The organism is Shewanella sp. MSW (assembly GCF_007636515.1).
GTDB classification, from domain to species: Bacteria; Pseudomonadota; Gammaproteobacteria; order Enterobacterales; family Shewanellaceae; genus Shewanella; species Shewanella indica.
The window spans coordinates 1-13,702 of sequence record NZ_LVDR01000021.1 but is presented as its reverse complement, the minus strand read 5'-3'; the positions used below and the strand labels follow the sequence as shown (position 1 = coordinate 13,702).

The 13,702-nt window shown below is 51.4% G+C and carries 15 protein-coding genes; 8 read left to right on the top strand and 7 right to left on the bottom strand.

Features of this window, described 5'->3' with window-relative positions; genetic code table 11:
• From AYI96_RS17930 to def, 5 genes are read right to left on the bottom strand one after another with little or no spacing between them, the layout of a single operon-like run.
• Positions 1-1,443 (bottom strand): TrkH family potassium uptake protein, encoded by a 1,443-nt coding sequence (locus tag AYI96_RS17930; protein ID WP_039035697.1) that lies wholly within the window; start codon positions 1,441-1,443, stop codon positions 1-3.
• 10 nt (positions 1,444-1,453) lie between these two features.
• Positions 1,454-2,863: a Trk system potassium transporter TrkA gene (gene trkA / locus AYI96_RS17925; protein ID WP_039035698.1), complete on the bottom strand. Its 1,410-nt coding sequence runs from the start codon at positions 2,861-2,863 to the stop codon at positions 1,454-1,456.
• A 9-nt stretch (positions 2,864-2,872) separates the two neighbouring features.
• Positions 2,873-4,171: a 16S rRNA (cytosine(967)-C(5))-methyltransferase RsmB gene (rsmB, locus tag AYI96_RS17920; RefSeq protein WP_144362093.1), complete on the bottom strand. Its 1,299-nt coding sequence runs from the start codon at positions 4,169-4,171 to the stop codon at positions 2,873-2,875.
• On the bottom strand, positions 4,168-5,121 hold the full coding sequence (fmt, locus tag AYI96_RS17915) for a methionyl-tRNA formyltransferase (RefSeq protein WP_071476707.1): 954 nt from the start codon (positions 5,119-5,121) through the stop codon (positions 4,168-4,170). Before fmt ends, rsmB begins: the two co-directional genes overlap by 4 nt.
• A 27-nt stretch (positions 5,122-5,148) precedes the next feature.
• Complete coding sequence (gene def / locus AYI96_RS17910) at positions 5,149-5,658, bottom strand: peptide deformylase (protein WP_144362092.1); 510 nt, start codon at positions 5,656-5,658, stop codon at positions 5,149-5,151.
• A 126-nt stretch (positions 5,659-5,784) separates the two neighbouring features.
• Between def and AYI96_RS17905 the strand changes: the two genes are divergently transcribed.
• The 6 genes from AYI96_RS17905 to hemF all read left to right on the top strand — a co-directional run bounded on the left by AYI96_RS17905 (position 5,785) and on the right by hemF (position 11,072).
• Complete coding sequence (locus tag AYI96_RS17905) at positions 5,785-6,885, top strand: LysM peptidoglycan-binding domain-containing protein (RefSeq protein WP_144362091.1); 1,101 nt, start codon at positions 5,785-5,787, stop codon at positions 6,883-6,885.
• An 83-nt stretch (positions 6,886-6,968) separates the two neighbouring features.
• Positions 6,969-7,985, top strand: a complete 1,017-nt coding sequence (gene dprA / locus AYI96_RS17900; protein WP_039035703.1) for a DNA-processing protein DprA — start codon at positions 6,969-6,971, stop codon at positions 7,983-7,985.
• A gap of 2 nt (positions 7,986-7,987) precedes the next feature.
• Positions 7,988-8,464 (top strand): DUF494 family protein, encoded by a 477-nt coding sequence (locus tag AYI96_RS17895; RefSeq protein WP_129979509.1) that lies wholly within the window; start codon positions 7,988-7,990, stop codon positions 8,462-8,464.
• Between the two features lie 458 nt (positions 8,465-8,922).
• Positions 8,923-9,486 carry a type I DNA topoisomerase gene (locus AYI96_RS17890; RefSeq protein ID WP_025889805.1) on the top strand — a complete coding sequence of 188 codons (564 nt, stop codon included), beginning with the start codon at positions 8,923-8,925 and terminating at the stop codon, positions 9,484-9,486.
• 82 nt (positions 9,487-9,568) lie between these two features.
• Positions 9,569-10,132: an L-threonylcarbamoyladenylate synthase gene (locus AYI96_RS17885; protein WP_039035705.1), complete on the top strand. Its 564-nt coding sequence runs from the start codon at positions 9,569-9,571 to the stop codon at positions 10,130-10,132.
• Between the two features lie 25 nt (positions 10,133-10,157).
• On the top strand, positions 10,158-11,072 hold the full coding sequence (hemF, locus tag AYI96_RS17880; protein ID WP_071476708.1) for an oxygen-dependent coproporphyrinogen oxidase: 915 nt from the start codon (positions 10,158-10,160) through the stop codon (positions 11,070-11,072).
• Between the two features lie 33 nt (positions 11,073-11,105).
• Here hemF and AYI96_RS17875 read toward each other — a convergent pair whose 3' ends face one another.
• Entirely contained in the window at positions 11,106-11,537 is a 432-nt protein-coding gene (locus tag AYI96_RS17875) for a group II truncated hemoglobin (protein ID WP_144362108.1), read from the bottom strand.
• A gap of 124 nt (positions 11,538-11,661) precedes the next feature.
• Here AYI96_RS17875 and aroE point away from each other — a divergent pair, with 124 nt between their 5' ends.
• Entirely contained in the window at positions 11,662-12,483 is an 822-nt protein-coding gene (aroE, locus tag AYI96_RS17870; protein WP_144362090.1) for a shikimate dehydrogenase, read from the top strand.
• Positions 12,480-12,752: a DUF1488 domain-containing protein gene (locus AYI96_RS17865; protein ID WP_039035709.1), complete on the top strand. Its 273-nt coding sequence runs from the start codon at positions 12,480-12,482 to the stop codon at positions 12,750-12,752. The genes aroE and AYI96_RS17865 overlap by 4 nt, the downstream gene beginning before the upstream one ends.
• A gap of 5 nt (positions 12,753-12,757) precedes the next feature.
• Here AYI96_RS17865 and AYI96_RS17860 read toward each other — a convergent pair whose 3' ends face one another.
• On the bottom strand, positions 12,758-13,309 hold the full coding sequence (locus AYI96_RS17860) for a gamma carbonic anhydrase family protein (protein WP_101096730.1): 552 nt from the start codon (positions 13,307-13,309) through the stop codon (positions 12,758-12,760).
• Positions 13,310-13,702: the final 393 nt, after the last annotated feature.

Here is a 13,702-nt window from a genome sequence, read left to right as displayed (position 1 = left end):
TCAGTATTTCCAGAAACTGGGGTGGAACAATACGGCAACGGTAAGGATCTCCAAGCGGCCCAGTAACATGCCTATCGACAGCGCCCATTTGGCCAAGTCCGGCAAGCTGGAAAAGTTGCCTGCAGGGCCAATAACCGGGCCGAGTCCTGGGCCGACATTGGTCACTGCCGTGACTGCGCCGGAAAGGCTGGTGATAGGATCCAGACCACAAAGCACCAACACCAGTGTCAGCATCACGATAACCAGCATAAACAGCAGCGCAAAGGTCACCAGGGAGCGCACAATTTCTTCGTTGATAGGTCGGTTGTTGTAGCGCTCGCGGAAAATACCGTTGGGATGAAACTGCTGCTTCAATTGTTCACGCATGATGGCGCCGGCTATCTGGAAGCGGAATATCTTGATACCGCCGGAGGTTGAACCTGAGCAGCTGCCGACAAACATCAGGAATAGAAAGGCGATATTTGCCAGTGCCCCCCAACTGCCGTAGTCAGTCAGACCATAGCCTGTGGTTGTGACCACGGAAACTACGTTAAAACTCGAGAGCCGCAGGGCATCAATAAAAGCTATTTCCCGCGAGCTGTAGAGCCAATAGGCCAGAGAGAAAGACACCAGCAGCAGAAAAAGAATAAAGCCTTTTACTTGGGCATCATTCCACACCTTGATACTACGTTGCTGCAGGCTTTGGACAAACATCAGCAGCGGCAGGCCGCCGGCAGCCATAAATACCACGCCGACCCAGTGCGCAGCTTCGGGAAAGGCCGCCATGGAACTGTCCGAAGTCGAGTAGCCTCCAGTGGAGAGTGTGGTCATGGCATGATTCAGCGCCTGAAACCAGTTCATCCCTGCCAGGTGATAAGCCAAACCGCAGCATACTGTCAGTCCCAGATAAACCAGAAACAGGTATTTGGCCAAGCTCTGGGTGCGAGGGATGGCCTTCTCGGACCAATCTGAGGATTCAGTTCTAAATAGCCGCATTCCCCCCACGTTGAGAAACGGCAGAATGGCCACCGCCATCACGATAAAGCCTATGCCACCGAGCCACTGCAACAGCGAACGCCAGACGAGAATGCTGTGATCCATGCTATCCAGGCCGGATAATACTGTGGATCCTGTCGTGGTGATCCCCGACATGGTTTCAAAGAAGGCATCGGTATAGCCAATACCGTGATACAGGGTAAAAGGCATGGCGGCGAATAGGCTGACGATAAACCAGGTGAGACTGGTCAGCAGGAACATGTCGCGGATATTCAGATTGAGTTTTTGTCCCTGGCCCCTATGCATACAAAGGCTGGAGATTGTGCCTGTGACCAGTGCCGATGCCATGAAGGCTGCCACTGTTTCTTCACCGTAAAACAGAGCGAAGAAGAGTGGAATAAACATAAAGGCCGTCAGCATGGATAAAAACAGGCCTAGGATGAATAGCAGTGGGCGAAAATTCAGCATGGCCAGAGCCTTAGAAGAAAAACGCGCTCGGCTGGAACAGTTTTTCCACTTCACCGATAAACTTCTTGTTCACCAGAAAGAGAATGACATGGTCTCCCTGTTCGATAACTGTTTTATCGTGGGCCATTAAGACTTCATCATCGCGGACTATGGCACCTATGGTAGTGCCAGGCGGCAGCTTGATTTCGCCTATCTGTTTACCTACGACTTTACTGGTGCTGGAGTCACCGTGGGCTATGGCTTCAATCGCTTCGGCGGCACCCCGACGCAGTGAGTATACGTTACAGATATCCCCTTGACGGATATGGGTTAGCAAGGCCGAGATAGTGGCTTGCTGCGGCGAAATGGCGATATCGATATTGGCTTCCTGAACGATATCGACATAAGCTTCACGCTGAATAAGCACCATCACTTTCTTGGCGCCCATGCGCTTGGCCAATAGCGCTGACATGATATTGGCCTCGTCGTCGTTGGTGACGGCGATAAACACATCGGTTTGATCTATATGCTCTTCCATCAAGAGTTCCTGATCGGAAGCATCGCCGCAGAATACCGTGGTATTTTCCAGCTTTTCTGACAGTGCTTCGGCTCTGTCCTGACGGTGTTCTATCAGCTTGACCGAGTGATTACGCTGCAGTTTCTTGGCCAGTCCCAAACCTATGTTACCGCCACCGGCGATCATGATATTGCGGTAGCTGTTATCCAGCTTCTGCATCTCACTCATCACTGCCCGTACATGGCGACTGTCAGCGACAAAGAACACTTCATCATCGGCTTCTATGATGGTGGTTCCCCTGGGCATAATCGGCCGTCCCTGACGGAAAATAGCCGCCACCCGGGTATCAATATTCGGCATGTGTTCGCGCAGCGTTGCCAGCGCGTTGCCCACCAAGGGGCCACCATAATAGGCGCGAACAGCCACCAGGCTCAGTTTGCCTTCGGCGAACTCCAGAACCTGTAAAGCCCCAGGATAATCTACCAGGCGTTGTATGTAAGCGGTTACTAACTGCTCGGGAGCTATCAGCTCATCTATGATGAACCCCCCCCGGGTACGAGGCTCATTACTCTTGGTTTCACTGTCGATAAACAGTTTATCCTGCATCCCCAAATACTGCTCTGAGCGAATACGGGCTATCTTGGTTGGTGTGCCAAACAGGGTATAGGCAATTTGACAGGCGGCCATGTTGCATTCGTCGCTGTTTGTTACAGCGATCAGCATATCGGCATCTTCGGCGCCGGCTTCTTTCAAGACGCCGGGATGGGCTCCGTGACCGACAACCACCCGCAAGTCATATTTGTCTTGCAGTGCCCTAAGGCGGTTTCTGTCACTGTCGACTATGGTGATATCGTTGTTTTCACCCACCAGGTTTTCCGCAAGGGTGCCACCGACCTGACCTGCGCCCAAGATGATTATTTTCATGGCCTCGTCTTATCCCTGAAGTTTCGACTTAACGATTCGCGCGTAATAAAACCCGTCCATATTGTCCTGTCCGGGCAAGATTTGCCAGCCTATCGCATCTGGCTGGTCTGCCTGAGTGATAGCTTCCAGCCGGGCATCCGGCGTACGCTCCAGGAAGGCGACAACTTGATCGCGGTTTTCCTGTGGCAGGATAGAGCAGGTGGCGTATAACAGTACACCTCCTGGCTTTAACCACTGCCAGCAATGATCCAATATCTGTTGCTGCACCTTGGCCAACTCCTCAATATCCTGCGGCTTACGCAGCCACATGATATCCGGATGGCGCCGAATAACGCCGGTAGCCGAGCAGGGAGCATCCAGTAATATGCGATCAAACTTGCCACCCTGCCACCATGAAGCAATATTTGCGGCATCGCCGTGCACCAACTTGGCATTCAGTTGCAACCTTTGCAGGTTCTCGGCAACTCTCTGCAGCCGTTTGTTGTCGTTGTCGACCGCCACCAGTTCTATGTCCGGACACAGCTCCAGCAGATGGCAACTCTTGCCTCCCGGAGCGGCGCAGGCATCGAGAATGGTTTCGCCCGCTTGAGGTGCCAGCAGGGCGGCGGCCCATTGAGCAGCACCATCCTGTACAGACACTGAGCCTTCGCTAAAGCCGGGCAGAGTGGTGACATCGCAGGCTTGCTCGAGCAATATACTGTCTTCCCCCTGACCTGGAGTGGCGGCAATTTCGGCTTCAGCCAAGTGTTGCAGATATTGCTCACGGCTTTGGGATAAACGGTTGTTGCGCAGCCACAGTGGCGGCCGCTGGTGACTCTGCTGCACCACTTGTTGCCAGTTTTCCGGATAGGCGGCAGTGAGCGCCTTGAGGATCCAGTTGGGCGTATTGTGTTCCAGCACAGGGTTATCTGTGGCCAGTGGACTATTGTCTCGCTGGATATTGCGTAAAACGCCGTTGACTACCTTGACCAGGTTTTCAAACTTCAGCTGACGACAGGCTTCAGCAGTTTCCGAAATAGCTGCATGGGCCGGTATCCGGGTGAAATACAATTGGTAACAACCCACAAGAAGCAGCTGGTGGACGATACGCTGTTTCCCTTTGAACTGTTTACTGAGGCAGTCGCTGACTCTCTTGTCCAGTTGTGGCAGGGTGCGCATTACGCCATAGCAAAGTTCGGCCAAAAGCGCCTTGTCTTTGCCGCTGTGAAGCTGCTGTTGTTGTTCGGGCAGGGCAACAGAGAGGGACATGCCCCGTTCCAGTACCTGAAAGATGGCCTTGGCGGCAAGGGCTCTGAGATTCTGCCTCATGATGCTTGAGCCAAATTCTTACCGGGCTGGAACCATTCGCCCCTGGCGTTGAGAATATCGGCGATATCCAGCGGCTTTTTCCCTGGCAGTTGCGCCTTTTTCAACACTAATAAGCCATCGGCAGTGGCAATGGCTAATCCTCGCTTGTCGGCGCGCACCACAGTGCCCGGCGCAAACTGCTCGTCTGATTCTTCCACTTCGGCCTGCCAGACCTTGATATTTTGTCCCTGGCATTCAAAGTAGCTCACCGGCCAAGGATTAAAGGCGCGGATCTCCTGCCACAGGTTGCGGGCAGCTTTATGCCAGTCGAGGCGGGCTTCCTCTTTACTGAGTTTTTCGGCGTAGTTGGCCAGTGATTCATCCTGCGGCTCGGCGGTTAGCTTGCCTTCGGCCAGACCTTGCAGAGCTTGGATCAGTGCTTCCGGTCCCTGTTGGGCCAGTTTTTCATAAAGGGTTGCTGAAGTGTCGTCATCGGCTATCGGCAGCGAGGTCTTGAGCAGCATATCGCCGGTATCCAAACCGACATCCATCTGCATTATGGTGACCCCGGTTTCTTTGTCCCCGGCCCACAATGCCCTTTGGATAGGCGCCGCACCGCGCCAGCGCGGCAGAATGGAGCCGTGAACATTGATGCATCCCAGGCGGGGAGCCTGCAATACTGCCAATGGCAGGATTAGGCCATAGGCGACCACCACCATGATATCGGCTCCCAGAGCTGCCAGCTCCTGCTGGGCTTCTTCGTGGCGCAGTGATTTGGGCTGATAGACAGGAATATCGTGTTCCAGCGCCAGCGCCTTGACCGGGCTGGGGGTGAGTTTATGGCCTCTTCCGGCGGGTTTGTCCACTCGGGTATAGACGGCGATGACTTGATGCTCTGAGTCCAGCAGCGCCTGCAGGTGGCGCGCTGCAAAGTCCGGAGTACCGGCAAAAATGATCTTCAGTGGTTTCAAAATAGATCCTAATTATTCGGGATTGATTCAGGCTTTCGCTTCCTGACGTGCCGCTTTTTCCAGCTTTTGTCTGATCCGCTGACGTTTCAGTGGTGACAGATAATCAACGAAAAGCTTGCCCTTTAGATGATCCATCTCATGCTGAATACAGATGGCAAATAAGCCGTCTGCTTCAATAGTAAATTCATTGCCATCTCGGTCGAGTGCCGTCACGGTAATAAATTCGGCTCTGTCCACCTTGGCATAAATACCGGGTACAGACAGACAACCTTCTTCATTACAGAAGTCACCGCTGGCACTGATAATTTGGGGGTTGATAAAGACTTTTGGACGTTCAACGTCATCCTGTAAGTCCATCACTATCAGTTGCTTATGAAAATCGACTTGAGTTGCGGCCAGACCAATACCCTTTTCTTCGTACATGGTCTCGAACATATTATCGATTTGCGTCTGCAGCGCAGAATCAAATTCTGTCACGGGCTGGGCAATCGTGCGTAATCTCTCGTCGGGGAATCGTAATACTTTTAACATGGTCATAGATAAACTCTTAACAAGTCTGTCAAATCCGTGCCAGTTGGTTATACTGACTTGTGCTATTGCGTTAATTTTAATCCTTAGCGGCTATCAATAACAGCAAAAGCTCTTACTAATGAGCCAGACAACATGGAAGCCCCCATGAAACGGTTAATTTTACTCGCGTTACTGACATTTAATTGCACCTTCGTTGCAGCAGATACCCTGACATTAAAACCCGGTCATCCTGATACTTATGTGGTCAAGAAAGGCGATACCCTTTGGGATATATCGGCACTGTTTCTCAAAGACCCCTGGCGCTGGCCCAAACTTTGGGGCGCCAATCCCCAGATAGCCAATCCACACCTTATTTATCCCGGCGATCGATTGACGCTGGTGTTTATTGATGGTGAACCCAGATTGGTCAATAAACCTCATGTTCGCAAGAGTCCCGCCGGAAGAGCTCAGCCCAAAGGTGGCGCCATTCCCGCGGTGGATTTGGCTTTGATCCAGCCCTATCTGGTGCAGAACCGGGTGGTCGACCCTGAGTGGTTCAAGGAACAACCTATGGTGCTGGGGGGGGAAAGAGATTCCCGTCACCATGTGATGGACGACATTATTTATATCCAGGCCAATCTGCCACAGGGCGATAAGGTCGGGATGTATCAGCCCGGGCGCGAATTTACCAATAAGGAAAGCGGCGAGTTGCTGGGTCAGGAAGTGATCCTCAGTGCCAGCGGCCGAGTGGTGGAATCGGGTGAAATTTCCAAGGTGAAGCTGCTTAACAATTTCCGTGAAACCAAAGCCGGTTTCCGAGTGTTGGCGATAGAGGATGACTCCTTATTGTCAGCCTACTTTATTCCCAAGGCCAGTGATTTAGAGGGCGCCAAGGTGTTGGCATCTGAACGTAAAATTCGCGCCATGGGTAAACTGGATGTGTTTTATCTGGACCGGGGCAACCGTGAAGGTGTTGAGCCCGGCGATGTGTTCTCTATCTATAAGGACGGTGCCGAGGTGGTGATCAACGGCGAGGGTATCCCGGTGCCGCCGACCGAACGCTCCGCTTACGATAACTTGATGGCCAAGATGGGCTCAGACAATGCCGTTAAGCTGCCGGATCTCTATCGCGGTCAGGTCATGGTGTTTAAGGTATTCGACAAGACAGCTCTCGGGCTCATCATGGTGAATGAAAGCCCTGTCAGGGTAGATGACCTTTTGGTCAGGCCTGACACATTATTGAAAGGTGAATGACGCATAATAGTCTGGTTGATTGGCTGGTTGTCGCTGCGGTATCTGGACTGGGACCCCTCCGGATAAGGCAATTACTCTTGCACATGGATGTGGCTGAGTTGAGACAGAGGCTGGAACATGAACCCCAGTCTTTGCCAATAAACCAGACACAGCTCCAACGCTTGGAGTTGGCTCCTGAAAAAGTTGACCAAGCCTTGCAATGGCAGCAGGGTGCAGAGGGCAGATATCTAATCTGTCCTGACGATCCTTTTTATCCGCCTCTCTTGAAACATATTCCTGACTTTCCTCCGATTTTGTTCGTCAAAGGACAGGTTGAAACCCTGCTGCAACCCGCGCTGGCCATGGTCGGCAGCCGAGATGCCAGCCGCGCCGGTTTGTCGCTTGCCTGGCAGTGGGGCGCCGAACTGGATGCCTTGAACATCAGCGTATGCAGTGGTATGGCTGCCGGCATAGATGGCGCAGCTCACCGGGGAGCCTTATCGGCAACCGGCAAAACCATTGCGGTACTAGGTACCGGAATTGACGAAATTTACCCTCGAAGGCATAGGGTTCTTTATGATGATATTCAAGTACATGGTGCAGTTATCAGTGAACTTTGGCCCTCCGTCGGTGTATTTCCCGGGAATTTTCCCAAACGAAACCGTATAATCAGCGGCCTTGCAATGGGAACCTTGGTGGTAGAAGCTCGTCGGCGCAGTGGTTCACTGATCAGTGCTCGCCTGGCATCAGAGCAAGGTCGAGAGGTTTTTGCAGTTCCAGGTTCAGTTATGGGCGATGAACACCAGGGATGCCACGATTTAATTCGTAATGGGGCAAAACTTGTGGAGTCGGTGGCCGATATAGTGGAAGAGTTGGCGCCTTTATGTAGCTGCCACCTTGAAGACTTGCGCAAGAGTCACCATATAAAACCAAGTGAGAACTCTGAGTTGCCATTTAAAACGCTGTTAGCTAGTGTAGATTATGAGACCACACCTTTGGATGTGGTGGTTGAGCATAGTGGAATAACGTTGGATCTGGTGTTGGAACAATTGCTTGAACTTGAGTTGCAAGGTTGGGTTGCCGCAGTACCCGGTGGTTACGTTAGACTTAAGAGGAAATAGCCATGTTTGATATCCTCATGTATCTGTTTGAAAACTATGTTCATAGTGAAGTTGAAATGTTGGTCGACGAAGATGAGTTGACCAAAGAACTCACCCGTGCCGGTTTCCATCAGTCCGAAATCATCAAGGCGCTTTCCTGGCTTGAGCGGTTGGCCGAACTGCAGGAGAGCGATACTCCCTACCTTAGAGGGCATACTCAACATTCCTTCCGCATCTACACCAAAGATGAAATGGAGAAACTGGACGTCGAGTGCCGTGGTTTCCTATTGTTCCTGGAGCAGATTCGGGTATTGAATGTGCAAACCCGGGAAATGGTTATCGATAGGGTGATGGAATTGGACGAGCCAGCTATGGTGTTGGAAGACCTCAAGTGGTTGATTCTGATGGTATTGTTTAATGCGCCCGGTAATGAGTCTGCCTATGAGCAGATGGAAGATCTTATCTTCGAGCAACCAGAAGAAGGTCGATTACACTCCTGAACGGCAGTTTACATTCGACAATCTCAGCACGGATAGTATGGCTAATGTGAAGTGGTTTTATATCGCTCTGGCACCAAACGAGATGTGCTGAGATTCTTGAGCAAAAAGAGCAGCTGCAAGATATATGTGCCGTTATTGCCTGTCTTGGCCGGTATCAATTCAATTCGCTTTCAGGATATTCTTAGAAAGTTGGGCAATCTTTTTGGCTGCAGTTATCTTCATTTCCCCATTGTCTGAATACTTCAATTTTTATCATTCCGCAAAAGAGAGCGATAAGCCTTTCTGAAAAAGACCACGACAGTTTCCAACCTATGTAACTTTTTCCTGAAGTGAAGGCTATTTCACTATCTGTTCTTGCCGGCTGAGTCTTTCAGTGAGTGTGGTCATCAACTCGACTCCCTTTATCCGTGTGGCGCTGGTAAAATGTTCGCCTAACTCTTTTAACAGCGAGATGTGTCATGGCCAAGATAGACCAGCAGTTGTTCAATGCTCGGGCGCACGCGCTCGAAAAAGAATATGAACTTTGTCCCAAGTGCGGCAGTGAGCTCTCCGTGCGCCACAGTAAGCATGGTGGTTTCATTGGCTGTAATAATTATCCAGCGTGCGATTACACCCGGCCTTTGGTGCAGCACGAATCCATCGACTCCCAGCCTATTCCCGGCTCCGAGTGTCCCCAGTGTGGTCACGAGTTGGCGGTCAAGTCGGGGCGCTTTGGTATTTTTATTGGTTGTACCCAGTATCCGCAATGCACCCATATCGAGCGACACGATCAGCAGGAAGAGGCTGAAAAAGTGCCTTGTCCTCAGTGTAATAGCGGAGTGCTTGAGCATAGAACCAGTAAGTTCGGCAAGAGCTTTTATGCTTGCAGCAACTACCCCAAGTGCAAGTTTCTGGTGAATTTTCCTCCTCGGGCAGAGGCTTGTCCTGAATGCGGTTTCGGTATTCTGGTAGAGCGCAAGGGCGCTGCCGGCGACAGACTGGAATGTCCCCGTAAGGAATGTAAGTACAAGCGAACTCTGTGATCCGGCTCAATATGTGACTATAATCACCTCCGCTGTCGCCGAGGGCGCTCAGCCGTCTTTGTCTCTATAAAAGGTACTCTCAATGCTGCACTTGCTCGCCGCCAGGAGTAAGCAACTGCTTCTGGATGGAGGGGTCATAGCGTATCCCACCGAAGCTGTTTATGGTTTGGGATGCGATCCCGATAATGAAGCCGCCGTTTCCCGAATTCTCGACATCAAACAGCGTCCCTGGCACAAGGGGCTTATCATGGTTGCCAGTGACTATCGGCAGTTGCAACCCTATCTGGACGAGTCTCAACTGAGTGATGAACAACTGCAGCAGGCGTTTGCCAAATGGCCCGGACCTTTTACCTTTGTTATGCCGGTGCGTCAGGGAATGAGCCAACTGCTTTGTGGTCATTTTGATTCTATTGCCGTCAGGGTGTCGGCCCATCCGGTTGTTCGGGAGTTGTGTGATACCTTGGGCAAGCCGCTGGTATCCACCAGTGCCAACTTGGCGGGTGAGTCGCCGGCTCTGACAGTGAATGATATTGAAACAACGTTTGCCGGGCAGATAGATGCCCTTATCGAAGGAGAGTTGGGGCAGCAGCGCCAACCTTCCACCATCATAGATATTCGCAGCGGCCAGATCCTGCGTAATGGCTAATAATTCCAAGCAAGAAGGAGCGAGCATGACGGCACCTGATTCTCACCAGGTAAAAGCATTCTTGATGCAACTGCAACAACAGATTTGTGAAGGACTGGAACGACTGGACGGCAAAGCTGAGTTTACTACCGATGCCTGGAAACGGGCCGAGGGCGGTGGCGGTATCAGTAAGGTACTTAACGGCGGTGACGTGTTTGAACAGGCCGGGGTGAACTTCTCCCATGTAGAAGGCGCGGCCATGCCTGCCTCGGCAACGGCACACAGGCCTGAGTTGGCCGGACGAAGTTTTGAAGCTATGGGGGTTTCACTGGTTATCCATCCGCGTAATCCCTATATTCCTACTACCCATGCCAATGTGCGCTTCTTTATTGCCCGCAAAGAAGGTGCCGATCCCGTCTGGTGGTTTGGTGGTGGCTTCGACCTGACCCCCTATTACCCCTTCCTTGAGGACGTACGCGAATGGCATCAGCAAGCCAAAGCGATTTGCGAGCCTTTCGGCGAAGCGGTATACCCCAAGTACAAAAAATGGTGCGATGAGTATTTCTTCCTGCCGCACAGAAACGAAACTCGCGGTGTCGGTGGCCTCTTCTTCGATGACCTCAATGAAGGTGGCTTTGAGCAGTGCTTTGCTTTCATGAAGGCTGTTGGAAATGGCTTCTTATCTGCCTATGCCCCCATTGTTGAGCGGCGTAAGGATACCGAATATGGCGAGCGTGAACGTGAGTTCCAACTGTATCGCCGTGGTCGCTATGTAGAGTTCAATCTGGTCTATGACAGAGGAACTCTATTTGGGCTGCAAACCGGCGGCCGAACCGAGTCAATACTCATGTCGATGCCGCCCTTGGTTCGCTGGCAATACGCCTATGAACCCGAAGCCGGCTCTGCCGAAGCAAGGCTCTACAGTGATTTTTTACATCCCAGGGATTGGCTCACCGAATAGTTAGTAAGGGTAACCAATAAGCCTTTCTTTGGCTTATTGGTTACGCATATGGTCTGCTAACTGAGCGATAGCATTGAAAATCACCTTTCTGTGTTCGGGAACCTTCAGATTGGCCTCCAGTGAGGCCCTCATACATAACAGCCACTGATCACGCATTCTTTCATCAACGGCAAACGGCATATGTCTGGCTCTAAGCGCCGGGTGGCCATATTTGGCTTGATACAGCTGAGGCCCTCCCAACCAACCACTGAGAAATTCATATAACTTCTGTTCCGATTGTGCCAGCGGAGCCTGATGTATGGACAAAAGTTCCTGAGTATCCGGCCGCGTTTGCATTTGCTGATAAAAGCTCTTGGCTATGGCGCGTATCGTTTCGTCGCCGCCAATCAGATCATAGGCGTTGGACTGAGTGGGGTCCCGCTCGGCCTCGGGTTTACGATTGAGAATTTTCTTTAGCCAGTTCATTTTGTGTTGAATCTTGTTGTCGATTTTGGCGCCAGTATACACTGAAAACCCCATAGGTCGGCAGCCTTGCCTGGCCTTGGGCCGCTGAGTAGACTGATACATCTTCCATTGCTCTGGAGCACAGATGACCGACAGCTATGCCGTCTTTGGCAATCCCATTCAACACAGTAAATCACCCGCTATCCATGCAGCTTTTGCCGTTCAGACTGGGCAAAACCTAAGCTATCAAGCGATTCTGGCGCCAATCGATGACTTCAGCGGCAGTGTCACGGCTTTTTTTGCTGCCGGGGGGATGGGCGCCAATGTCACTGTGCCTTTCAAGGAACAAGCCTTTCAACTCTGTGATGAGTTGAGTCAGGAAGCTGAAACCGCCGCCGCAGTGAATACCCTGATTAAACTGGATGATGGCAGAATTCGGGGTGACAATACCGATGGCTACGGCTTGGTGGCCGATCTCAGTCGTTACCTGATACTGAAGGATAAAAAGGTCTTGCTGCTCGGCGCTGGTGGGGCTGCCAGGGGTTGTCTGCTTTCTCTGTTGGCGGCCGGTGTCGGCCATATTGATATCTATAATAGAACATACAGTAAGGCCGAGGTGCTGGCGGCTATTGCGCCACAGCAATTACAGGCGTTGAGGCGAAATGAACTCTATGAGGGTTATGATCTCATTATCAATTCCACCTCAGCCAGTTTACATGGTGAGTTGCCGGATATTCCCGTAACCGTGGTTGCCAATCATAGCTATTGCTACGACATGATGTATTCGGCACAAACAACCGCGTTCAATTGCTGGGCTGCCGAGCAAGGGGCGGCAAAAACACTGGATGGGTTAGGAATGTTGGTGGGACAGGCGGCTAGAAGTTTCTATTTATGGCGAGGTGTCATGCCCAAAGTTAAGCCTGTACTCGAGAGTCTGCGGCAAGAATTAAAAGGAGAGGCCTCATGAATCAGGGGATCATCTTCAGCGACTTGTGTCAGTGGCAAGCCGAATCAAACAGGCTCAAGTTTATGGCCCAGCAGCAAGGGGTCAATATTCCTTGTTATGTTGGCTTACAACGTATGCAGCAAATAAGTGGCAAGGTTGTTCTCGAAGAGCAAGAGATCCTGAGCCTGTTTGAACAGTGGCGCTTCGACTTCGAGGATGAAGCCGAGGCGCTGATTGAGCAGGAATGCTTCAATGACTCAGGTGAGATAGAGTTACCTGAGTCAGTATAACTTTCTTAGTCAGTACTACTTTGCTCGGCCAGGTACTCATCTTTAAGGCGGACATAGTTGTCTGCCGATTGTGGCAGAAATTGGCGTTCGGCCTCGGTCAAGGGGCGGGCTTGTTTGGCCGGGCTGCCTATATAGAGAAAGCCACTCTTTAGTACCTTACCGGGAGGCACCAAGGAACCTGCACCTAAAATCACATCGTCTTCGATGATGACGCCATCCAAAATAATGGCTCCCATGCCAACTAATACTCGATTACCTACCTTGCAACCGTGAAGCATGGCTTTGTGCCCTATGGTGACATCATCGCCGATGAGCAGCGGGTGTCCTTCGGGGTTGGCCGGAGACTTACGGCTAACATGCAGGACTGTGCCATCCTGAACACTGCTGCGTTTGCCGATGCGAATATGATTGACGTCACCCCGGGCAGCCACCATGGGCCAAACGCTGGCGTGCTGATCCAAAAAGATGTCACCTACCAGAACCGCAGCTTCATCAACATAGACGCCTTCGGCCAACTTTGGCTTGGTACCTTGGTAAGATCTGAGAGAATTGGCCATAAAAAGTCCTTAAATGAATGGTTTTCGCCATTATAAAGATTAAAAAGTGGCAGGTCAGGACAAATTCTCAGCAAGTAAGCCAAAAACAGCAGTTTTCTTTTAAAAAGCCCTTGCACAAAAGTTCAGGCTCCCTATAATGCGCTCCCACTGACACGGCACAGCGGCAACGCGAAGGACGTGACAGGGTCGAAGAAAAGAGGCTTTTGAGTCCTTTCAGCGACAGGCGAAAAAAGATGGTAAATACCTCTTGACGCCGCAGCAGGAAAGCGTAGAATACGCAGCCCTGACCCGATGACCGCAGCGTCTAAGGGATTGCTCTTTAACAAGATAAACAAGCAAATCTGTGTGGACACTCACAGGCATTGAGAAATCGACAAAACGATTTAACTCGAT

What these genes read in the sequence shown, in the direction of transcription:
- dprA (WP_039035703.1), top strand. Translation starts at nt 6,969, where the DNA reads ATGGATGTGGCTGAGTTGAGACAGAGGCTGGAACATGAACCCCAGTCT.
- rsmB (WP_144362093.1), bottom strand. Translation starts at nt 4,171, where the DNA reads ATGAGGCAGAATCTCAGAGCCCTTGCCGCCAAGGCCATCTTTCAGGTA.
- hemF (WP_071476708.1), top strand. Translation starts at nt 10,158, where the DNA reads ATGACGGCACCTGATTCTCACCAGGTAAAAGCATTCTTGATGCAACTG.
- AYI96_RS17930 (WP_039035697.1), bottom strand. Translation starts at nt 1,443, where the DNA reads ATGCTGAATTTTCGCCCACTGCTATTCATCCTAGGCCTGTTTTTATCC.
- AYI96_RS17865 (WP_039035709.1), top strand. Translation starts at nt 12,480, where the DNA reads ATGAATCAGGGGATCATCTTCAGCGACTTGTGTCAGTGGCAAGCCGAA.
- AYI96_RS17860 (WP_101096730.1), bottom strand. Translation starts at nt 13,309, where the DNA reads ATGGCCAATTCTCTCAGATCTTACCAAGGTACCAAGCCAAAGTTGGCC.
- AYI96_RS17890 (WP_025889805.1), top strand. Translation starts at nt 8,923, where the DNA reads ATGGCCAAGATAGACCAGCAGTTGTTCAATGCTCGGGCGCACGCGCTC.
- AYI96_RS17905 (WP_144362091.1), top strand. Translation starts at nt 5,785, where the DNA reads ATGGAAGCCCCCATGAAACGGTTAATTTTACTCGCGTTACTGACATTT.
- trkA (WP_039035698.1), bottom strand. Translation starts at nt 2,863, where the DNA reads ATGAAAATAATCATCTTGGGCGCAGGTCAGGTCGGTGGCACCCTTGCG.
- aroE (WP_144362090.1), top strand. Translation starts at nt 11,662, where the DNA reads ATGACCGACAGCTATGCCGTCTTTGGCAATCCCATTCAACACAGTAAA.
- AYI96_RS17885 (WP_039035705.1), top strand. Translation starts at nt 9,569, where the DNA reads ATGCTGCACTTGCTCGCCGCCAGGAGTAAGCAACTGCTTCTGGATGGA.
- def (WP_144362092.1), bottom strand. Translation starts at nt 5,658, where the DNA reads ATGACCATGTTAAAAGTATTACGATTCCCCGACGAGAGATTACGCACG.
- AYI96_RS17895 (WP_129979509.1), top strand. Translation starts at nt 7,988, where the DNA reads ATGTTTGATATCCTCATGTATCTGTTTGAAAACTATGTTCATAGTGAA.
- AYI96_RS17875 (WP_144362108.1), bottom strand. Translation starts at nt 11,537, where the DNA reads ATGAACTGGCTAAAGAAAATTCTCAATCGTAAACCCGAGGCCGAGCGG.